This window comes from Streptomyces sp. NBC_00846 (assembly GCF_045207325.1).
GTDB lineage: Bacteria > Actinomycetota > Actinomycetes > Streptomycetales > Streptomycetaceae > Streptomyces.
The window spans coordinates 1,656,879-1,676,284 of the sequence record NZ_CP108846.1 but is presented as its reverse complement, the minus strand read 5'-3'; the positions used below and the strand labels follow the sequence as shown (position 1 = coordinate 1,676,284).

At 71.3% G+C, this 19,406-nt stretch carries 23 protein-coding genes; 21 read left to right on the top strand and 2 right to left on the bottom strand.

What is annotated here, in order from left to right; translation table 11 throughout:
* Positions 1 to 12 precede the first annotated feature (12 nt).
* Complete coding sequence (locus tag OG936_RS07765; RefSeq protein WP_406493442.1) at positions 13 to 1,614, bottom strand: oxidoreductase; 1,602 nt, start codon at positions 1,612 to 1,614, stop codon at positions 13 to 15.
* A gap of 139 nt (positions 1,615 to 1,753) precedes the next feature.
* Here OG936_RS07765 and hisD point away from each other — a divergent pair, with 139 nt between their 5' ends.
* The 10 genes from hisD (at position 1,754) to OG936_RS07715 (ending at position 9,578) form a co-directional block, all read left to right on the top strand.
* Positions 1,754 to 3,076, top strand: coding sequence for a histidinol dehydrogenase (gene hisD / locus OG936_RS07760; protein WP_406493440.1), 1,323 nt, complete (start codon positions 1,754 to 1,756; stop codon positions 3,074 to 3,076).
* Positions 3,073 to 4,206, top strand: coding sequence for a histidinol-phosphate transaminase (locus OG936_RS07755; RefSeq protein ID WP_406493439.1), 1,134 nt, complete (start codon positions 3,073 to 3,075; stop codon positions 4,204 to 4,206). Before hisD ends, OG936_RS07755 begins: the two co-directional genes overlap by 4 nt.
* Entirely contained in the window at positions 4,203 to 4,805 is a 603-nt protein-coding gene (gene hisB / locus OG936_RS07750; protein WP_383750142.1) for an imidazoleglycerol-phosphate dehydratase HisB, read from the top strand. The genes OG936_RS07755 and hisB overlap by 4 nt, the downstream gene beginning before the upstream one ends.
* Entirely contained in the window at positions 4,802 to 4,969 is a 168-nt protein-coding gene (locus tag OG936_RS07745) for a hypothetical protein (protein WP_406493438.1), read from the top strand. Before hisB ends, OG936_RS07745 begins: the two co-directional genes overlap by 4 nt.
* Positions 4,970 to 5,033: 64 nt before the next feature.
* Positions 5,034 to 5,672 (top strand): imidazole glycerol phosphate synthase subunit HisH, encoded by a 639-nt coding sequence (gene hisH / locus OG936_RS07740; protein WP_406500352.1) that lies wholly within the window; start codon positions 5,034 to 5,036, stop codon positions 5,670 to 5,672.
* Complete coding sequence (gene priA, locus OG936_RS07735; RefSeq protein WP_266745628.1) at positions 5,672 to 6,397, top strand: bifunctional 1-(5-phosphoribosyl)-5-((5-phosphoribosylamino)methylideneamino)imidazole-4-carboxamide isomerase/phosphoribosylanthranilate isomerase PriA; 726 nt, start codon at positions 5,672 to 5,674, stop codon at positions 6,395 to 6,397. The genes hisH and priA overlap by 1 nt, the downstream gene beginning before the upstream one ends.
* A complete protein-coding gene (locus OG936_RS07730; RefSeq protein ID WP_383750132.1) occupies positions 6,394 to 6,792 on the top strand; it encodes a RidA family protein in 399 nt (132 codons plus the stop codon). Before priA ends, OG936_RS07730 begins: the two co-directional genes overlap by 4 nt.
* A complete protein-coding gene (gene hisF / locus OG936_RS07725) occupies positions 6,789 to 7,544 on the top strand; it encodes an imidazole glycerol phosphate synthase subunit HisF (RefSeq protein WP_406493435.1) in 756 nt (251 codons plus the stop codon). Before OG936_RS07730 ends, hisF begins: the two co-directional genes overlap by 4 nt.
* 174 nt (positions 7,545 to 7,718) lie before the next feature.
* Positions 7,719 to 8,306 (top strand): ArsR/SmtB family transcription factor, encoded by a 588-nt coding sequence (locus tag OG936_RS07720; RefSeq protein WP_406493434.1) that lies wholly within the window; start codon positions 7,719 to 7,721, stop codon positions 8,304 to 8,306.
* A gap of 24 nt (positions 8,307 to 8,330) precedes the next feature.
* A complete protein-coding gene (locus OG936_RS07715) occupies positions 8,331 to 9,578 on the top strand; it encodes an MFS transporter (protein ID WP_406493432.1) in 1,248 nt (415 codons plus the stop codon).
* A 52-nt stretch (positions 9,579 to 9,630) separates the two neighbouring features.
* Here the strand turns inward: OG936_RS07715 and OG936_RS07710 are convergent, their stop codons facing one another.
* Positions 9,631 to 10,263: a TIGR03085 family metal-binding protein gene (locus OG936_RS07710; RefSeq protein ID WP_406493431.1), complete on the bottom strand. Its 633-nt coding sequence runs from the start codon at positions 10,261 to 10,263 to the stop codon at positions 9,631 to 9,633.
* Between the two features lie 84 nt (positions 10,264 to 10,347).
* Here OG936_RS07710 and hisI point away from each other — a divergent pair, with 84 nt between their 5' ends.
* The 11 genes from hisI (at position 10,348) to lgt (ending at position 19,363) form a co-directional block, all read left to right on the top strand.
* Positions 10,348 to 10,731, top strand: a complete 384-nt coding sequence (gene hisI / locus OG936_RS07705) for a phosphoribosyl-AMP cyclohydrolase (RefSeq protein WP_093894911.1) — start codon at positions 10,348 to 10,350, stop codon at positions 10,729 to 10,731.
* An 11-nt stretch (positions 10,732 to 10,742) separates the two neighbouring features.
* Entirely contained in the window at positions 10,743 to 12,236 is a 1,494-nt protein-coding gene (locus OG936_RS07700; protein ID WP_406493429.1) for an anthranilate synthase component I, read from the top strand.
* A 14-nt stretch (positions 12,237 to 12,250) separates the two neighbouring features.
* On the top strand, positions 12,251 to 12,910 hold the full coding sequence (locus OG936_RS07695; RefSeq protein WP_406493427.1) for a TIGR02234 family membrane protein: 660 nt from the start codon (positions 12,251 to 12,253) through the stop codon (positions 12,908 to 12,910).
* 128 nt (positions 12,911 to 13,038) lie between these two features.
* A complete protein-coding gene (locus OG936_RS07690; RefSeq protein WP_406493426.1) occupies positions 13,039 to 13,287 on the top strand; it encodes an HGxxPAAW family protein in 249 nt (82 codons plus the stop codon).
* Between the two features lie 287 nt (positions 13,288 to 13,574).
* On the top strand, positions 13,575 to 13,964 hold the full coding sequence (locus OG936_RS07685) for a DUF2752 domain-containing protein (protein ID WP_406493424.1): 390 nt from the start codon (positions 13,575 to 13,577) through the stop codon (positions 13,962 to 13,964).
* A gap of 115 nt (positions 13,965 to 14,079) precedes the next feature.
* The gene (gene trpC, locus OG936_RS07680; RefSeq protein ID WP_383750109.1) at positions 14,080 to 14,889 is read left to right on the top strand and encodes an indole-3-glycerol phosphate synthase TrpC; all 810 of its coding nucleotides are present in this window, start codon (positions 14,080 to 14,082) and stop codon (positions 14,887 to 14,889) included.
* A gap of 47 nt (positions 14,890 to 14,936) precedes the next feature.
* The gene (gene trpM / locus OG936_RS07675) at positions 14,937 to 15,116 is read left to right on the top strand and encodes a tryptophan biosynthesis modulator TrpM (protein ID WP_266752132.1); all 180 of its coding nucleotides are present in this window, start codon (positions 14,937 to 14,939) and stop codon (positions 15,114 to 15,116) included.
* Positions 15,117 to 15,251: 135 nt separating this feature from the next.
* Positions 15,252 to 16,532: a tryptophan synthase subunit beta gene (trpB, locus tag OG936_RS07670; RefSeq protein WP_383750108.1), complete on the top strand. Its 1,281-nt coding sequence runs from the start codon at positions 15,252 to 15,254 to the stop codon at positions 16,530 to 16,532.
* The gene (gene trpA, locus OG936_RS07665; RefSeq protein WP_406493422.1) at positions 16,529 to 17,341 is read left to right on the top strand and encodes a tryptophan synthase subunit alpha; all 813 of its coding nucleotides are present in this window, start codon (positions 16,529 to 16,531) and stop codon (positions 17,339 to 17,341) included. Before trpB ends, trpA begins: the two co-directional genes overlap by 4 nt.
* 74 nt (positions 17,342 to 17,415) lie before the next feature.
* Complete coding sequence (locus OG936_RS07660) at positions 17,416 to 18,243, top strand: DsbA family protein (protein WP_406493420.1); 828 nt, start codon at positions 17,416 to 17,418, stop codon at positions 18,241 to 18,243.
* Positions 18,244 to 18,355: 112 nt separating this feature from the next.
* Entirely contained in the window at positions 18,356 to 19,363 is a 1,008-nt protein-coding gene (gene lgt / locus OG936_RS07655) for a prolipoprotein diacylglyceryl transferase (RefSeq protein ID WP_406493419.1), read from the top strand.
* Positions 19,364 to 19,406 lie beyond the last annotated feature (43 nt).

The window sequence follows — 19,406 nt, the reverse complement described above, 5'->3', positions numbered from 1 at the left end:
GGCCGGATCCGGTCAGCCCCGGCGCAGCAGCCGTGACGCGCCGGCCGCGACCGTCGTGGCCAGTATCCAGCCGAGCAGGATGAGCGCGGCCGACCCCCACTGCCAGCAGCCCTCCATCCGCCAGTAGCCGTCCTGGCCGAGATTGATCACCGGCACCAGCAGGTCCAGGGCGTACAGCGGCGCGTTCCATGCCGGGTGCTCGTCCTGCTTGATCGCCGCCGGGACGTGCCGGGAGAAGGCCAGCGCGCCCGCCGCCCACAGCACCGCCATCCAGACCGCGGCCCGCCCCGGCCGGTAGCCGTACGCCACCGTCCAGTCCTGGAGGAAGCCCCAGAGCTTCGCGGCGGGCGGCAGCGTCTCGCGGCGCCGCCGCTGCTTGGCCAGCAGCACCTCGCGGGCGTCCGCGTCCTCCCCGCAGTTGCGCAGCACCGTGGCGAGGCGTTCGTACGGCTCCGGTACGTACTCCGGGGTCGCCGCCGCCACCCACTCCAGGCGCCGGGAGAGCGGGAAGTGCCCGTACGGCACGAGGTTCTCGTACACGAAACCGCCCATCGCCAGACCGCCGGGCCCCGGCCAGCTGGTCGACACATCGATGAGCGTGACGACCCTCGCGCCGTTCAGCACGACCCGGCCCTCCTCCGGCCGCTCCGCGTTGAACCGCAGTTCCGGGGCGATGATCCGGCGCAGCGACAGCTCCTCGTGCCGGGCCAGTACGAACCGTGCCTTGTGCAGATCGACCGCGTCGCCGAAGCGCCCGTCGTCCAGGCGCACCCCGCCGCGGCACTCGAAGATCTGCGAACGAGACCCGCGCGCCGGGGTCGGGGCCATGGCGATGCCGTACGGGGGAGTGGTGCCCTGGTTCCCCGTGTCGATACTGACCCACGCCTCGCTCATGTACAGCGTCCGCTCCACCGTCAGTTGCGGGGCGTTCAGCGCGCGCCGGCCCTCCCTGCCCCGCAGCCGGCTGCCGCGCAGGCTCAGCGAACCGCCCACCTTCGCCCCGCGCAGGCTCAGCTCGCCGCGTACCTCGATCAGCTCCGCCTGGAGGTCCTGGGCGACCGCCAGCCCGTCGGCCGCCAGGGCGCGCCCGCCCCGGTCCGGCCCGATCTCGATCTGGTTGATGAGCAGATCGGTGCCGATCTGGGCGTCGGTGAGCCGGATCCCGCGCCGGACACGGCAGCGTGGCAGATGCAGATCGCCCTCGGTGCGCAGCCGGGCCGCCTCCAGCCGCGGCATCGCACAGCCGACGATCCGCAACGTCGTGAAATGGCATTCGGGCAGCACCACCTCGTTCTCGAAGCGGCAGCCGGTCAGCTCGACGTACGGCGCGACGCGCCCGCCCGCGAGATCGAGTGTCCCGGTGATCCGTACGCCCCGGAGCTTCAGCGCCGCGACCCGGCCGGGCCGCGGCGCCGGCCCGGACAGCAGCAGCCGGGCGACGACGCGCCCGTCCACACTGCGCTCCGGGCCCCAGGGGCGCGGCGCGAACGGATCGTCGCGCGCGGGGTCGCGGGCGCGCAGATCGTAGGTGCTGCCGTTCCGGAAGGCCTGCCACATGCCCAGCTCGGCCGCGCTGAGACCGTCCGGAAAATCGCCGTCGTGCGGTTCGGTCACGGGGTGCCCCTTCCGCTCGGAGCTGTTCTTCCCGCTGGGTGACGACGTGAACGCTATTGGTCAGCAGTGACACCCGGGAGATGTATCAGCCAGTGATACGGGCGAACGGACGCCGCGGGCGGTCTGCGAGAATTGCGGTGTGATCTCTCGAATCGATCTGCGCGGCGATGTCCTCCCCGAGGGTGGAGCCCTGCGCGACCTGCTGCCCCGTGCCGAGTTCGACGTGGAAGCCGCCCTGGAGACGGTGCGGCCCATCTGCGAGGACGTACGCCATCGTGGCTCGGCGGCAGTGATCGAGTGGGGGGAGAAGTTCGACGGCGTACGGATCGACTCGATCCGCGTTCCGGCTGCCGCGATCGCCGCGGCGCTGGAGGGGCTCGACCCCGACGTACGGGCCGCGCTGGAGGAGTCGATCCGCCGCGCCCGCCTCGTCCACCGCGAGCAGCGCCGCACCACGCACACCACCCAGGTCGTCCCCGGCGGCACCGTCACCGAGAAGTGGGTGCCGGTCGAGCGCGTCGGGTTGTACGTACCGGGCGGGCGCTCCGTCTACCCGTCGTCCGTCGTCATGAACGTCGTACCGGCCCAGGAGGCGGGCGTCGAGGGCATCGCCGTCGCGTCCCCGCCGCAGAAGGCCTTCGGCGGCCTGCCGCACCCCACCATCCTCGCCGCCTGCGCCCTGCTCGGCGTCGACGAGGTGTACGCGGCGGGCGGCGCCCAGGCCGTCGCGATGTTCGCGTACGGAACGGCCGACTGTCTTCCGGTGAACCTCGTCACCGGCCCCGGCAACATCTACGTCGCCGCCGCCAAGCGCCTCCTCAAGGGCCGGATCGGCATCGACGCCGAGGCGGGCCCCACCGAGATCGCGATCCTCGCCGACTCCACCGCCGACCCGGTGCACGTCGCCGCAGACCTGATCAGCCAGGCCGAGCACGACCCGATGGCCGCCGCCGTCCTCGTCACCGACTCCGAGGAGCTGGCCGCCGCCACCGAGGCCGAGCTGAAGCCGCAGGTCGCCGCGACCAAGCACGTCACCGACCGGATCGAGCCCGCGCTGGCCGGCCGCCAGTCCGCGATCGTCCTGGTCAACGACCTGGCGGACGGCCTCAAGGTCGTCGACGCGTACGCCGCCGAGCACCTGGAGATCCAGACCGCCGACGCCGCCGCCGTCGCCGACCGGGTCCGCAACGCCGGAGCGATTTTCGTCGGCCCGTGGGCCCCGGTCTCACTCGGCGACTACTGCGCCGGCTCCAACCACGTCCTGCCCACCGGCGGCTGTGCCTGCCACTCCTCGGGGCTCTCGGTGCAGTCCTTCCTACGCGGCATCCACATCGTCGACTACACCCGCGACGCGCTCGCCGAGGTCACCCACCACGTCGTGACCCTCGCCGAGGCGGAGGACCTCCCCGCCCACGGCGCCGCGCTCAAGGCCAGGTTCGGCGGAGAGGTTCCACAGCAGTGACGCACAGCAACACCCCTCGCACGACCACCCGCATCGACGACCTTCCGGTCCGGGACGAGCTGCGCGGAAAGTCCCCGTACGGGGCCCCGCAGCTCGACGTACCCGTGCGGCTGAACACCAACGAGAACCCGTACCCGCTGCCTGAGGCGCTCGTCGACCGGATCGCCGAGCGCGTCCGCGAGGCCGCCCGCGACCTCAACCGCTACCCCGACCGGGACGCCGTCGAACTCCGTACGGAACTGGCCCGCTACCTCACCCGCACCGCCGGCTACGAGGTCGCCCTCGCCAACGTCTGGGCCGCCAACGGGTCCAACGAGGTGCTCCAGCAGCTGCTCCAGACCTTCGGCGGCCCGGGACGTACCGCGATCGGCTTCGAGCCCTCGTACTCCATGCACGCCCTCATCGCCCGCTCCACCGGCACCGGCTGGATCTCCGGACCGCGCAACGAGGACTTCACCATCGATGTCGATGCGGCCCGGAAGGTCATCGCCGAGCACCGCCCCGACGTCGTCTTCATCACCTCGCCCAACAATCCCACCGGCACCGCCGTCGACGCCGACACCGTCCTCGCGCTGTACGAGGCGGCCCAGGCGGCCAAGCCGTCGATGGTCGTCGTCGACGAGGCGTACGGCGAATTCAGCCACCACGCGTCGCTGCTCCCGCTGATCGAGAGCCGGCCGAACCTGGTGCTCTCGCGCACCATGTCGAAGGCGTTCGGCGCCGCCGGGCTGCGCCTGGGCTACCTCGCCGCCGACCCCGCCGTCGTCGACGCGGTCCAGCTGGTGCGGCTGCCGTACCACCTGTCCTCCATCACCCAGGCCACCGCGCTCGCCGCCCTGGAGCACACCGATACGCTGCTCGGATACGTCGCCCAGCTCAAGAGCGAGCGCGACCGGATCGTCACGGAGCTGCGCGCGCTCGGCTACGACGTCACCGACTCGGACGCCAACTTCGTCCAGTTCGGCCGCTTCGCCGACAGCCACACCGCCTGGCAGCGGATCCTCGACCGGGGCGTCCTGGTCCGGGACAACGGCGTACCGGGATGGCTGCGGGTCTCCGCAGGCACCCCGGCAGAGAACAACGCGTTCCTCGATGCGGTACGCGAACTGAAGAAGGAGCACGACGCATGACTCGCGCGGCCCGCGTAGGAAGAGTCGAACGAACCACCAAGGAAACCTCGGTCCTCGTCGAGATAAACCTCGACGGCAGCGGCAAGGTCGATGTGTCGACCGGGGTCGGGTTCTACGACCACATGCTCGACCAGCTCGGCCGGCATGGGCTCTTCGACCTCACGGTCAAGACCGACGGCGACCTGCACATCGACTCGCACCACACCATCGAGGACACCGCCCTCGCGCTCGGCGCCGCGTTCAAGCAGGCACTCGGCGACAAGGTCGGCATCTACCGCTTCGGCAACTGCACCGTCCCGCTGGACGAGTCGCTGGCCCAGGTCACCGTCGACCTGTCCGGCCGCCCGTACCTGGTGCACACCGAGCCCGACAACATGGCGCCCATGATCGGCGCGTACGACACGACGATGACCCGGCACATCCTGGAGTCCTTCGTCGCCCAGGCGCAGATCGCCCTGCACGTCCACGTGCCGTACGGGCGCAACGCCCACCACATCGTGGAGTGCCAGTTCAAGGCGCTCGCCCGTGCCCTGCGCTACGCCAGCGAGCACGACGCGCGCGCTGCCGGAATACTTCCCTCCACGAAGGGCGCGCTGTGACCGGCCTCAACACCATCCTGATCGTGGTCGGCCTGTTCCTGGCCGGCGGTGTCTTCTCCTTCTCGAAGCAGAAGATGCCCAAGGGAGTCATCGTCCTGCTCGGGCTCGCTTCCGCGATGTGCCTGGTCGCGGGCGTCATGCGGATCCAGGGACTCTGGGACTGAGGTAGGACTTGTGAGCGACCAGAAGAGCGATCAGAACAACGACCGGACGAAGAACGGTCGGACGATCGGCAAGAAGAAGGTCGTCGTCTTCGACTACGGCTTCGGCAACGTCCGCTCCGCCGAGCGGGCCCTCGCCCGCGTCGGCGCGGACGTCGAGATCACCCGCGACTACGAGAAGGCGATGAACGCCGACGGGCTGCTGGTGCCCGGCGTCGGCGCGTTCTCCGCCTGCATGGACGGGCTGAAGAAGGCCCGCGGCGAATGGATCATCGGGCGCAGGCTCTCCGGCGGCCGCCCCGTCATGGGCATCTGCGTCGGCATGCAGATCCTCTTCGAGCGCGGCATCGAGCACGGCGTGGAGACGGAGGGGCTGGACGAATGGCCCGGTACCGTCGCCCCGCTGAAGGCCCCGATCGTCCCGCACATGGGCTGGAACACCGTGCGGTCCCCCGAGGACTCCCAGCTCTTCGCAGGTCTCGACCCCGAGGCCCGGTTCTACTTCGTGCACTCCTACGCCGTGCACGACTGGAGCCTGGAGGTCACCAACGCCAAGATCCGCGCGCCCCGGGTCACCTGGGCCACCCACGGCGAGCCGTTCGTCGCGGCCGTGGAGAACGGCGCCCTGTGGGCCACCCAGTTCCACCCCGAGAAGTCCGGCGATGCCGGCGCCCAGCTGCTGACCAACTGGATTGAGACGCTGTAATGCCGAAGCTTGAACTCCTCCCCGCCGTCGACGTCCGCGACGGCCAGGCCGTCCGCCTCGTTCACGGCGAGTCCGGCTCCGAGACCTCCTACGGCGACCCGCTGCAGGCCGCTCTCACCTGGCAGCAGGCGGGCGCCGAATGGCTGCATCTCGTCGACCTGGACGCCGCGTTCGGCACCGGTGACAACCGGGCGCAGATCGCCGAGGTCGCCCGCTCCATGGACATCAAGGTCGAGCTGTCCGGCGGCATCCGCGACGACGCCTCGCTGGCCGCCGCCCTCGCCACCGGCTGCACCCGGGTCAACCTCGGCACCGCCGCCCTGGAGACCCCGGAGTGGGTCGCCAAGATCATCGCCGAGCACGGTGACAAGATCGCCGTCGGCCTCGACGTCCGCGGCACGACGCTGCGCGGCCGCGGCTGGACCCGCGACGGCGGCGACCTCTACGAGACGCTCGCGCGCCTCGACTCCGAGGGCTGCGCCCGTTACGTCGTCACCGACATCGCCAAGGACGGCACGCTCCAGGGCCCCAACCTGGAGCTCCTGAAGAACGTCTGCGCGGCCACCGACAAGCCCGTCGTCGCCTCGGGCGGCGTCTCCTCGCTGGACGACCTGCGGGCCATCGCCTCGCTCGTCCCGGCGGGCGTCGAGGGCGCGATCGTCGGCAAGGCGCTGTACGCGAAGGCGTTCACCCTCGAAGAAGCGCTGCAGGTGGTCTCCGGATGACCGATTCCGTCAACCGCATCTCCTCGGGCGCCCCCTGGGAAGAGAAGTTCGGCTACTCCCGCGCGGTCGAGCTGCCGAACGGCCTTGTCCTGGTAGCGGGTTGCACGTCGGTGGAGAACGGGCAGATCTCCGCGGGCGGCCCGTACGAGCAGACCGTCACCTCCTTCAAGGTCGCCTTCGACGCGCTGAAGCAGCTCGGTCTGGGCCGTGAGGACGTCGTCCGCACCCGGATGTACGTCACGCACGCCCGGGACGTGGACGAGGTCGGCCGCGCCCACAAGGAACTCTTCGGCGACGTCCGCCCCGCCGCGTCGATGATCATCGTGTCCGGTTTCGTGGACCCGAGCCTGGTCGTCGAGGTCGAGGTCGAGGCCTACCGGGCAGGTGCGCAATGACTCTCGCGGTACGCGTCATCCCGTGCCTGGACGTCGACAAGGGCCGGGTCGTCAAGGGCGTCAACTTCCAGAACCTGCGTGACGCGGGCGACCCTGTCGAGATGGCGAAGCTGTACGACGCCGAGGGCGCCGACGAGCTGACGTTCCTGGACATCACCGCGTCCAGCGGCGACCGGGAGACCACCTACGACGTGGTGCGCCGCACCGCCGAGCAGGTCTTCATCCCGCTCACCGTCGGCGGCGGCGTCCGCACCGCCGACGACGTCGACAAGCTGCTGCGGGCCGGCGCGGACAAGGTCGGCGTCAACACCGCGGCCATCGCCCGCCCCGACCTCATCCGGGAGATCGCCGAGCGCTTCGGCCGCCAGGTCCTGGTGCTCTCCGTGGACGCCCGGCGCACCCCCGCGGGCACCTTCGAGGTCACCACGCACGGCGGCCGCAAGGGCACCGGCATCGACGCCGTCGAATGGGCGCACCGGGCCGCCGAACTGGGCGCGGGCGAGATCCTGCTCAACTCCATGGACGCCGACGGCACCAGGGACGGCTACGACACCGAGATGATCGCGGCGGTCCGGCAGCACGTGACCGTCCCCGTCATCGCCTCCGGCGGCGCGGGCCGGCTCGCGGACTTCGCGCCGGCCATCGCGGCGGGTGCCGACGCGGTGCTCGCCGCGTCCGTCTTCCACTTCGGCGATCTGCGGATCTCCGAGGTCAAGGGCGCTCTCAGGGAGGCCGGACACCCGGTCCGCTGACCCGCGCGTACGCATCGACCGCCGGACGGAGCCGATTTTTCGGCCCCGTCCGGCGATCGCCGTTCTGAGGGCTGTCGCCTCTCTCCGATCGTGGCCACCGCCACCGGGAATCCCGCAGCTTTTATTGCGCAATAAAGATTGCGCAAGTTTCCTTTTCTATCTACGGTGGGGGGCATGACAAGCAATGAATCGCGCCGGATCTCGGACCTGGACACCCTGAAGGCGTTCGGGCACCCGCTGCGGATGAAGCTCTACCGATTGCTCTACATCTCTCGCAAGGCCACCGCCTCCCAGCTCGCCGAGCAGGTCGACGAGGCGGTCTCGCTGGTCAGCTACCACCTGCGCAAGCTCGCCGACCACGGTCTGATCGAGGAGGCCGAACAGCAGGGCACGGACGGCCGGGAGCGCTGGTGGCAGCCCGCCTCGAAGCGGCTGAACCTGCACAACGAGGACTTCAGTGACGCGCCCGAGAAGGTCGCGACGCATGCCGCTGTCGGCCGGCTCGTGTTCGACCAGCACGTCGAGCTGTACCGCCGCCACCTCGACTCGGCCCAGAGCTGGTCACCGGAGTGGCGCAGTGCCTCCTCCGGCTCCGAGTACCTGGCCCGGCTCACCGCCGAGGAGCTCGCCGCGCTCGGCCAAGAGATGCACGAGCTGATCGACCGGTACGAGGAGCGCGGCCGTGCCCGCGACGAGGCGGGAGACACGGAAGGCCGCGAGAACGTCGCCCTGCACCTGTACGCATTCCCGTTCCGCAGCTGAACCGACGCCCCGAGAGGCCCCCTCATGACTGTCACCGCCACGGCCACGAAAACTCCCGAACGCCCCGCCCACCGCGACGGCAACGTCCTGCGCTGGCTCGGTGCCTACGCCGCTTCGATGATCGGCGACAGCGTCTACTTCATGGCACTCGCCTGGGCCGCCGCCCGCACCGGCAGCGCCACCCAGACCGGACTCGTCCTCGCCGTCGGCTCCATACCCAGGGCCTTATTGATGCTCGGCGGGGGAGTACTCGCCGACCGGATCGGACCGCGCCGCGTCGTCATCGGCAGCGACGCCGCCCGCTGCCTGGTCGTCCTGGGCCTGGCGGGTGCGCTGCTGGTCACCTCGCCCGCCGTGTGGATGCTGATCGCCGTCGCGCTCGTCTTCGGCGCGGTCGACGCCCTCTTCCTGCCCGCCGTGGGCGCCCTGCCACCCCGGATCACCGCCGCCGGACAGCTGGCCCGCGTCCAGGGGCTGCGCGGACTCGCCGCCCGTAGCGCCAATGTCGTCGGAGCGCCGCTCGGTGGTGTCGCGGTGGCCGCCGGCGGTCCGAGGCTCGCGTTCGCCGCGGCCGGAGTGCTCTTCGCCGTATCGCTGCCGCTGCTCCTGTCCCTGCGGATCAGCCCACTGCCCGCCCAGCAGGAGAGCGCCGAACCGTCCGGCAACGCCTGGCGCGAACTGGCCGACGGGCTGCGGCACATCCGCCGCCACCCGGTGCTCGGACCGCTGATGCTTGCCGTCGCCCTCAGCGAACTGGGCTTCGCCGGACCGCTCAACCTCGGACTGATCCTGCTCGCCCGCGAGCGCGACTGGGGCGCCTCCGGGATGGGCTGGATCATCGCCGCGTTCGGGATCGGCGCCGGTGCGTCGGCCCTGGTGCTCGCCGTGCGGGGCCGGGTGCCGCGAGCCGGGCTCGTGATGTGCCTGACGGTGCTGATCGGCGCTGTCGCCATAGGAGCCCTGGCGTACGTCCCCTCGGTGGGCCTCGCCGCCGTCGTCGCCGTCTGCATCGGTCTCTTCGCCGGCCTCGGCGGCTCCTTGTGCGGCGCCCTGATGCAGACCGTCACCGACCCCGCCTACCTGGGGCGGGTCACCTCGGTCTCGACGCTCTTCACCCACGCGATCGCCCCGCTCAGCTTCCCGGTCACGGGAATCGCCGTCGCGGCCTGGGGGACGGGCCCGGTCTTCGTCGCCGGTGCCGCGGTGGCCGCGACGGGGGCGACGGCCGCGCTGGCCTTCACCCGGCTGCGCCGCGCGGAACTCCCCCGCTGACCCGGACCCGTACACCTCGGGACCTGTCCGACCCCGATCCGCCGGACAGGCCCTACATCCCCAGCTCCGCCGTGTGCAGCCGGGCCACCGCCTCCTGGTCGCCCTCCAGCTCCACCGTCGCCGCGTCCTGCCGGCCGAACGCGAAGAGCAGCAGCTCGCCCGGCTCGCCGGTGACCGTCACCACCGGGGTGCCCTTGTGCGCCACCGCCGTCTGGCCGTCCGGGCGGCGCAGCACCACCCCCACCGGGGACTTGCGGCCCAGCAGCCGGGCCGTCCGCTCGGCGCGCGACCAGAGCACATCGGCGAAGACCGGGTCCAGCTCCCGCCGCGACCAGTCCGGCTGGGCCCGGCGCACATCCTCCGTGTGGATGTAGAACTCGACGGTGTTGGCGGCCTCGTCGATCTGCTTCAGACCGAACGGGGACATCCGTGGCGGCCCGGTGCGGATCAGCTGGATCAGTTCCTCGTACGGTTTCGCCGTGTACTCCTCCTGCACCCGTTCGAGGCGGGTTCTCAGCAGTCCCAGCACCAACCCGCCCGCCGCATCCGGCCGGCGCTCCCGGACCACCACATGGGCGGCCAGGTCCCGGGTCGTCCAGCCGTGGCACAGGGTCGGGGCTTCTGGTCCCGCCGCCTCCAACAGGTCGGCGAGCAGAAGTCGTTCACGCTTCGCATGGGTCGACATGGTCGCCAGCGTACGACCGTCGCGCGCGGTCCGCCCAGTGGACGGGAGCCCGGACCGCCCCCGAGCCCACGGCACAATGGGCGCATGACCAGCGCGCCCACGCCCAGCACCCCGCCGCCGTCCGGCAACCTCGACCCGGCCATCGCCGCCCGACTCAAGCGCGGCGCCGACGGCCTCGTCCCGGCCATCGCCCAGCAGTACGACACCGGCGAAGTGCTGATGCTCGGCTGGATGGATGACGAGGCGCTGCACCGCACCCTCACCACCGGCCGCTGCACCTACTGGTCCCGCAGCCGCCAGGAGTACTGGGTCAAGGGCGACACCTCGGGCCACATCCAGCAGGTCAAGTCCGTCGCCCTCGACTGCGACGCCGACACCGTCCTCGTCAAGGTCGACCAGACGGGTGCCGCCTGCCACACCGGCGACCGCACCTGCTTCGACGCCGACGTCCTCCCGCTCGCGCAGTAGGGTCAGCCGCCATGGATCTTGAAACCTTCCGCAAACTGGCCGTCGACCGGCGCGTCATCCCCGTCAGCCGCCGCCTCCTCGCGGACGGCGACACCCCGGTCGGGCTCTACCGCAAACTCGCGGGCGAGCGCACCGGCACCTTCCTCCTCGAATCCGCCGAGAACGGCCGCACCTGGTCGCGCTACTCCTTCATCGGGGTACGCAGCGCCGCCACCCTCACCGCACGCGACGGGCAGGCCCACTGGCTGGGCACCCCGCCCGTCGGCGTCCCCGTCGAGGGTGACCCGCTGCGGGCCCTGCGCGCCACCATCGAGACCCTGCACACCCCGCACGACCTGGTCGTCGACGACGGACTGCCCCCGTTCACCGGCGGCATGGTCGGCTACCTGGGGTACGACATCGTGCGCCGCCTGGAGAAGATCGGCGACAGCGTCGAGGACGACCTCCACCTCCCCGAGCTGACGATGCTGCTCACCTCGGACCTGGCCGTGCTCGACCACTGGGACGGCAGCGTCCTGCTGATCGCCAACGCGATCAACCACAACGACCTCGCGACCGGCGTCGACGAGGCGTACGCGGACGCCGTCGCCCGGCTCGACGCCATGGAGCAGGACCTCTCCCGCCCGGTCGAGAACACCCCCGCCGCCCTCCCGCCGTCCGAGCTCCCCCCGTACACCGCGCTGTGGGGCGGTAAGGCGTACCAGGACGCCGTCGAGGACGTGAAGGAACGCATCAGGGCCGGCGAGGCCTTCCAGGTCGTCCCCTCCCAGCGCTTCGAAACCCCGTGCACGGCAAGCGCGTTGGACGTCTACCGGGTGCTGCGCGCCACCAACCCGTCGCCGTACATGTACCTCTTCCGCTTCGACGGCTTCGACGTCGCCGGCTCCAGCCCGGAAGCCCTCGTCAAGGTCGAGGGCGGCCGCGCCATGGTCCACCCGATCGCCGGGACCAGGCACCGCGGCGCCACCCCGCAGGAGGACCAGGCCCTCGCCGAGGAACTCCTCGCCGACCCCAAGGAGCGGGCCGAGCACCTGATGCTCGTCGACCTCGGCCGCAACGACCTGGGGCGGGTCTGCGAACCCGGCACCGTCGAGGTCGTCGACTTCATGTCGATCGAGCGGTACTCGCACGTCATGCACATCGTCTCCACCGTCACCGGCCGCGTCGCCGAGGGCCGCACCGCCTTCGACGTCCTCACCGCGTGCTTCCCCGCGGGCACCCTCTCCGGCGCCCCCAAGCCCCGCGCGATGCAGATCATCGAGGAGCTCGAACCGACCCGCCGCGGACTGTACGGAGGCTGCGTCGGCTACCTCGACTTCGCCGGGGACTCCGACACCGCCATCGCCATCCGTACCGCCCTGCTCCGCGACGGCACGGCGTACGTCCAGGCCGGAGCGGGTGTCGTCGCCGACTCCGATCCGGTGGCCGAGGACACCGAGTGCCGCAACAAGGCCGCGGCCGTGCTCCGGGCGGTGCATACGGCCAACCGGCTCCACGGCGTCTGAGGCGGTAAGGGATAGTGGAGTACGTGAGTGCTGTCCCCGTACCCCAGCCCCGTGCCCGAGCGGCCACCGCGCCCGACGCGACGGGAAGCCGCCGCAGCCTGGCCGCCGGCCTGCTCCTCGGGGCGGCCGGTGCCACCGTCGTCCTCCTCGCCTCCGGCCAGACGTGGGCCGAGGGCCGGGCCGCCGTCGGTGGTGGCTCCCTGCCGCTGACCGCCGACGGCCAGGACGTCACCGGCCTCCCGGCGGCCCTCGCCATAGTCGGCCTCGCCGCCCTCGTCGCCGTGTTCGCCGTCCGCAGCGGCGGGCGGCTGATCGTCGCCGGGCTCCTCGCCCTCAGCGGCCTCGGTGCCGCACTGAGCGCCTACCTCGGCGCCTCCGACAGCGCGGCGCTCGACGAGAAGGCCGCCCAGACCACCGGTGACGCCTCGGCGACCATCGACGCCCTCAGCCACACCGCGTGGCCCTACGTCACCGCGGCCGGCGGCCTGCTGATTTTCCTCGCCGGGCTGCTCGCCCTGCGGTACGGGAAGCTCTGGCCCACCATGTCGGGACGGTACGAACGGGACGGCACCCCCCGTCCCCGCAAGGCCGCCCGCACCGCCCCGGACCCGGACCGGCCGGAGGACCTGTGGAAGGCCCTGGACCGCGGCGAGGACCCGACGCGCGAGGCATGACCCCCCAGCTCATGTCCTTCCCGCACGTACGGGACAATGAAGCCGAGCTTTCTGCACAGCGGCACCAACAGCGGCACCAGCTTTGCGTACAGCGATACCAACAGCGCATCACCAACAAGGAGCAACTCATGGCGGGCAGCAGCCACGGACACACCCCGGCCGCCTGGACCGGTGTCATCATCTCCTTCTTCGGCTTCTGCGCCGCGGGCGTCTTCGTGGTCGCGGCCAGCCCGATCGGCTTCTGGGCCAGCATGGCCGTCATCCTCCTCGGCGGAGTCGTCGGCCTCGCGATGAAGGCCGCGGGCCTCGGCATGCCGAAGGAGTCGGCGGAGCTGGCCGAGGCAAGGGCGCGGGCCGGGCAGGCCCAGATCTCCTGACACACGCAGCACACGTACGAATCGCGAGGCGCAGCCCGACCCGGGCTGCGCCTTTCCGCATCAGCGGGGACAATCACCGGGTGGACGCAACGCCTACTCCAGCCGCCGCACCCCTGGCACCGGGCTCCCTGCCCGCCCCGGGCCACCAGCCGCCGCCACCGATGCCCGGCCGGCTACCGACGCCCGGCCACCCGCCGACGGAACCACCCTCCGGACAGCAGCAACCACCGACGCCGGGCCACCCGTACCCGCCGGTCTTCCCATCGGCCCCCGTCCCCGCTTCGCGCGTGCGGCGGCTCGCCACCCCGGTGGGAGTGATGGCCCTCGTCATCGGCGCCTTCGGCTACGTCGGCGCCGTCGACCCCAATGAGCCGGGCCACTACCCGGTCTGCCCGCTGCTCCGGTTCACCGGCCTGTACTGCCCGGGCTGCGGCGGGCTGCGCAGCGCGCACGCCGTCGCGCACGGCGACGTCGCCGCCGCCCTCGGCTCGAACGCGCTCGCCGTCGTCGGCTACGGGATCTTCGCCGTCCTCTGGGTGGCCTGGATGTCCCACGCCGCCCGGGGACGGCCCATGAGCATCACCGCGAAACCCGTCGTCTGGTGGGGGATCGGGGTGCTGCTGCTGACCTTCTCGGTCGTCCGAAACCTGCCGTTCGGCTCGGCGCTGGCGCCTTGAATGCCCAGGTACTGGGATATTCGCCCACCGGATTCGAGGCCTCCGGCCTCCTGCGGATAGCATTGACGTGGCTGATCCTGTTCCCTCATTACCGTCCCGGAAGGGGGCCGCTCGCGTGAGTGTGCTCGACGAGATCATCGACGGCGTACGCGCCGACCTCGCAGAGCGGCAGGCGCGTGTAAGCCTCGACGAGCTGAAGGAACGCGCTGCGCGCGCTCCGGCGGCCAAGGACGGAGTCGCCGCACTGCGCGGCGAGGGTGTGACCGTCATCTGCGAGGTCAAGCGCTCAAGCCCCTCCAAGGGGGCCCTTGCCGCGATCGCCGACCCGGCCGCGCTCGCCGCGGACTACGAGGCGGGCGGCGCGTCCGTCATCTCGGTCCTCACCGAGGAGCGCCGCTTCGGCGGTTCGCTCGCCGACCTGGAGGCCGTCCGCGCCAAGGTCGACATCCCGGTCCTGCGCAAGGACTTCATCGTCACCTCGTACCAGCTCTGGGAGGCCCGCGCCTACGGCGCCGACCTCGCCCTGCTGATCGTCGCCGCCCTCGACCAGCAGGCCCTGGTCTCCCTGATCGAGCGCGCCGAGTCCATCGGCCTGACGCCGCTGGTCGAGGCGCACGACGAGGAGGAGGCGGAGCGCGCCGTGGACGCCGGGGCGAAGATCATCGGTGTCAACGCGCGCAACCTGAAGGACCTCAAGGTCGACCGCTCCACCTTCGAGCGCGTCGCCCCCGAGATCCCGGACCACATCGTCAAGGTCGCCGAGTCCGGCGTCCGCGGTCCGCACGACCTGATCGCGTACGCCAACGCGGGTGCCGACGCGGTGCTCGTGGGCGAATCCCTGGTCACCGGCCGAGACCCGCGGGCCGCCGTCGCCGACCTGGTCGCCGCGGGCGCCCACCCGGCACTCCGGCACGGACGGAGCTGACCGCAACCGTGTCCGCCCACCGTCCCGCGTCCCGTGTCCGGCCGGGCCTGCGCCCCGCCGGCACGACGGCCGCCCGGGATCCGCACGCGCCGCTGGCGCGCGGCTGCCGCCCCCGCGGCTGCCGCGCCCCGGCCCGGCGCGTGCACGGCAGGCGCGTGCGTTACGTGATCGGCGACGAGCCCGGCCAGGTCAACGGCATGCGATGGCGCACGGGGTCCGCGCTGTAGCGAGCCCCGGCCGACGTAACCGCACCACTCCTGCCGTACGTACGACCGCACCGCCCGACCACCCCGGTCGCGGCGGCGCTCCGCTCACGGCGCATACGGTGAATCCACCCATTGCGATGTCGAGGAGCACGTCGGATGTCATCTGACTTCTTCATTCCGGACCCGGAGGGTCTGATCCCCAGCGCCGAGGGGTATTTCGGTGCGTTCGGCGGCAAGTTCATCCCGGAGGCGCTCGTCGCCGCCGTGGACGAGGTCGCCGTCGAGTACGACAAGGCCAAGGCCGACCCCGCCTTCGCCGCCGAGCTCAACGAGCTCATGGTCAACTACACCGGCCGCCCCAGCGCGCTGACCGAGGTCCCGCGCTTCGCCGAACACGCGGGCGGCGCCCGGATCTTCCTCAAGCGCGAGGACCTGAACCACACCGGCTCACACAAGATCAACAACGTGCTGGGTCAGGCGCTGCTCACCCGGCGCATGGGCAAGACCCGGGTCATCGCCGAGACCGGCGCCGGCCAGCACGGCGTCGCCACCGCCACCGCCTGCGCGCTCTTCGGCCTCGAATGCACCATCTACATGGGCGAGATCGACACCGAGCGGCAGGCGCTGAACGTGGCGCGGATGCGGATGCTCGGCGCCGAGGTCATCGCCGTGAAGTCCGGCTCCAGGACCCTGAAGGACGCCATCAACGAGGCGTTCCGCGACTGGGTCGCCAATGTGGACCACACGCACTACCTCTTCGGCACCGTCGCGGGACCGCACCCCTTCCCCGCCATGGTCCGCGACTTCCACCGCGTCATCGGCGTCGAGGCCCGCCGCCAGATCCTGGAGCGGACCGGCCGGCTGCCGGACGCCGCCATCGCCTGCGTCGGCGGCGGCTCCAACGCCATCGGGCTCTTCCACGCCTTCATCCCGGACGCCCGCGTCCGGCTGATCGGCTGCGAGCCCGCCGGACACGGAGTGGAGACCGGTGAGCACGCGGCGACCCTGACCGCTGGCGAGCCCGGCATCCTGCACGGCTCGCGGAGCTACGTCCTCCAGGACGACGAGGGCCAGATCACCGAGCCGTACTCCATCTCGGCCGGTCTCGACTACCCGGGCATCGGCCCGGAGCACGCGTACCTCAAGGACATCGGCCGCGGCGAGTACCGCGCGGTCACCGACGACGCCGCCATGCAGTCGCTGCGCCTCCTCTCCCGCACCGAAGGGATCATTCCGGCCATCGAGAGCGCCCACGCGCTGGCCGGAGCCCTGGAAGTCGGCAAGGAGCTCGGCAAGGACGGACTGCTCGTGGTCAATCTGTCCGGCCGCGGCGACAAGGACATGGACACGGCGGCCCGCTACTTCGGGCTGTACGGCGGGACCGACGGAACCGTCGAGGCCGATGTGGCCGACGGGGAAGAGGAGATCACCAAGTGAGCGGCAACGTGGAGTTGTTGAGCTCCTCCCTCGCGACGGCGAAGGCGGAGAACAGGGCCGCGCTCATCGCGTACCTCCCGGCCGGCTTCCCGACCGTCGACGGTGCGATCGCCGCCGTGAAGGCGGTCGTGGCGGGCGGTGCGGACATCGTCGAGGTGGGGCTGCCGCACAGCGACCCGGTGCTCGACGGTCCGGTCATCCAGACCGCCGACGACATCGCCCTGCGCGGCGGCGTGAAGATCGCCGACGTGATGCGTACGGTCCGCGAGGCGCACGAGGCGACCGGGGTCCCGATCCTCGTCATGACGTACTGGAACCCGATCGACCGGTACGGCGTCGAGCGCTTCACGGCCGAGCTCGCCGAGGCGGGCGGCGCCGGGTGCATTCTGCCCGACCTGCCGGTCCAGGAGTCCGAACTGTGGCGCGAGCACGCAGACAAGCACGGTCTCGCGACCGTCTTCGTCGTCGCGCCGAGCAGCAAGGACGAGCGCCTCGCCACCATCACCGCGGCCGGCTCCGGCTTCGTCTACGCGGCTTCGCTGATGGGCGTCACCGGCACGCGCGAGTCCGTCGGCGAGCAGGCCCAGGACCTGGTCGCGCGCACCCGCGCCACCACGTCCCTCCCGGTCTGCGTCGGTCTCGGCGTCTCCAACGCCCGACAGGCCGCCGAGGTCGCGGGCTTCGCCGACGGGGTGATCGTCGGCTCCGCCTTCGTCAAGGGCATGCTCGACGCCCCCGACGAGGAGGCGGGCCTGGCCGCGGTCCGCTCCCTGGCGGGCGAACTCGCCGAAGGCGTTCGAAAGCGCTGAATCGGGTGTAACCCAAACGGGTGGACCTGGACCGGGGAGGCACGCACGTGCCTCCCCGGTTCGTTGCTGCGGGTGTGAGCGAGAAGAACGAACAGGGAAAAAGGGCCGCGCGAGACCGGCTCGTCCAGCAGCGAGAGCGCCAGCAGGCGCACGAGCGCCGCAGGCGCACGCTGATCGTCAGCAGCGCCGTGGTGGGTGTGCTGGCGCTGGCCACGGTCGTCGGCGTGATCGCCGCGAACACGAACGGCAAGGGCGGCAAGGGCACGGCGGCGGGGCCCGTCGTCGCCCCGTCCGGCGCGACCGGCAAGGACAGCCTGGCCATCCGGGCCGGCGCCGACAATGCCCCGTCCACGCTCACCATCTGGGAGGACTTCCGCTGTCCGGTCTGCGCCCAGTTCGAGAACGCGTTCCGGGACACCGCCCACCAGCTGGAGAACAGCGGACAGATCAAGATCGAGTACCACCTCGCCACGCTCATCGACGGCAATCTGGGCGGCAGCGGCTCGCTGCGGGCGGCCAACGCGGCGGCCTGCGCACAGAACGTCGGCAAATTCTCCGCGTATCACGACGTCCTCTTCCGCAACCAGCCGCCGGAGACCGACGACGCCTTCGGTGACAACGCCAAGCTGATCGAGCTCTCCGGGAAGGTCCCGGGGCTCGACACCCCCGCCTTCCGCAGCTGTGTGGAGGACGGCAAGCACGACAGCTGGGTCCAGAAGTCCAACAAGGCCTTCCAGAACGGCGGATTCCAGGGCACGCCGACCGCACTGCTCAACGGAGAGCCGATCTTCCCGAAGAAGGGGAATGAACCGATCACGTCGGCGAACCTGAAGAAGTGGGTCGCCGAGGCCAACAAGGGCAAGAAGCCGGGCACGGTCACCCCGGCTCCGTCGGGCTCCTGACCGGTGTCCGGCACGGGGAAACGCCGGGGGGCACGGTTGACCTGCCCGTTACCCAGACGTTGCCGAGTGGGTTGCCGTATGCCCCACTCGGCAAGGTAGCGTCGACCCTGCCATGGACCTTGCCTACATTCCCAGCCCGTCGACCGGCGTGATCGATCTCGGCCCGATCCCGCTCCGCGGCTACGCGTTCTGCATCATCATCGGTGTCTTCGCCGCCGTCTGGTTCGGCAACAAGCGCTGGATCGCCAGAGGTGGCAGAGCCGGCACCGTCGCCGACATCGCCGTCTGGGCCGTGCCCTTCGGTCTTGTCGGCGGCCGGCTCTACCACGTCATCACCGACTACCAGCTGTACTTCAGCGACGGTCAGGACTGGGTCGACGCCTTCAAGATCTGGCAGGGCGGCCTCGGCATCTGGGGCGCGATCGCCCTCGGCGCCGTCGGTGCCTGGATCGGCTGCCGCCGGCGTGGGATCCCGCTGCCGGCCTGGGCCGACGCGCTCGCCCCGGGGATCGCCCTGGCCCAGGCCTGCGGCCGCTGGGGCAACTGGTTCAACCAGGAGCTGTACGGCAAGCCGACCGATGTGCCGTGGGCGCTGGAGATCAGCGAGGGCCCCAACCGGGTTGCCGGCACGTACCACCCGACGTTCCTGTACGAGTCGTTGTGGTGCATCGGTGTCGCCGTGCTGGTGATCTGGGCGGACCGCCGCTTCAGGCTCGGACACGGCCGGGCGTTCGCGCTGTACGTCGCCTCGTACTGCGCGGGACGGGCCTGGATCGAGTACATGCGGGTCGACGAGGCCCACCACATCCTGGGCGTACGCCTCAATGTGTGGACCGCGGGGATCGTGTTCGCGCTGGCGGTGCTGTACATGGTGATCTCGGCGAAGGTACGGCCGGGACGCGAGGAGATCGTGGAACCGGACGCGGTGGCCGCCGAAGACGCCGAGGACGCGGGTGACGCCGAAGGCGTCGATGCCTTGAAGGACGGCGACGCGAAGGACGGCGACGCGAAGGACCGCGATGCGAAGGACCGCGATGCGGAGGACGGCGACGCGGACGGTACCGCGAAGGCGGCGGAGAAGAACGGCGCCGCGGCCGCGGAGGCGGCGAAGAACGGCTGAGCCGTCGTGCTTGTACGCGTTACGTGTGTGGGGCCCCAACCAT

What these genes read in the sequence shown, in the direction of transcription:
- hisB (WP_383750142.1), top strand. Translation starts at nt 4,203, where the DNA reads ATGACTCGCGCGGCCCGCGTAGGAAGAGTCGAACGAACCACCAAGGAA.
- priA (WP_266745628.1), top strand. Translation starts at nt 5,672, where the DNA reads ATGCCGAAGCTTGAACTCCTCCCCGCCGTCGACGTCCGCGACGGCCAG.
- OG936_RS07730 (WP_383750132.1), top strand. Translation starts at nt 6,394, where the DNA reads ATGACCGATTCCGTCAACCGCATCTCCTCGGGCGCCCCCTGGGAAGAG.
- hisF (WP_406493435.1), top strand. Translation starts at nt 6,789, where the DNA reads ATGACTCTCGCGGTACGCGTCATCCCGTGCCTGGACGTCGACAAGGGC.
- OG936_RS07720 (WP_406493434.1), top strand. Translation starts at nt 7,719, where the DNA reads ATGACAAGCAATGAATCGCGCCGGATCTCGGACCTGGACACCCTGAAG.
- OG936_RS07715 (WP_406493432.1), top strand. Translation starts at nt 8,331, where the DNA reads ATGACTGTCACCGCCACGGCCACGAAAACTCCCGAACGCCCCGCCCAC.
- OG936_RS07710 (WP_406493431.1), bottom strand. Translation starts at nt 10,263, where the DNA reads ATGTCGACCCATGCGAAGCGTGAACGACTTCTGCTCGCCGACCTGTTG.
- hisI (WP_093894911.1), top strand. Translation starts at nt 10,348, where the DNA reads ATGACCAGCGCGCCCACGCCCAGCACCCCGCCGCCGTCCGGCAACCTC.
- OG936_RS07700 (WP_406493429.1), top strand. Translation starts at nt 10,743, where the DNA reads ATGGATCTTGAAACCTTCCGCAAACTGGCCGTCGACCGGCGCGTCATC.
- OG936_RS07690 (WP_406493426.1), top strand. Translation starts at nt 13,039, where the DNA reads ATGGCGGGCAGCAGCCACGGACACACCCCGGCCGCCTGGACCGGTGTC.
- trpB (WP_383750108.1), top strand. Translation starts at nt 15,252, where the DNA reads ATGTCATCTGACTTCTTCATTCCGGACCCGGAGGGTCTGATCCCCAGC.
- lgt (WP_406493419.1), top strand. Translation starts at nt 18,356, where the DNA reads ATGGACCTTGCCTACATTCCCAGCCCGTCGACCGGCGTGATCGATCTC.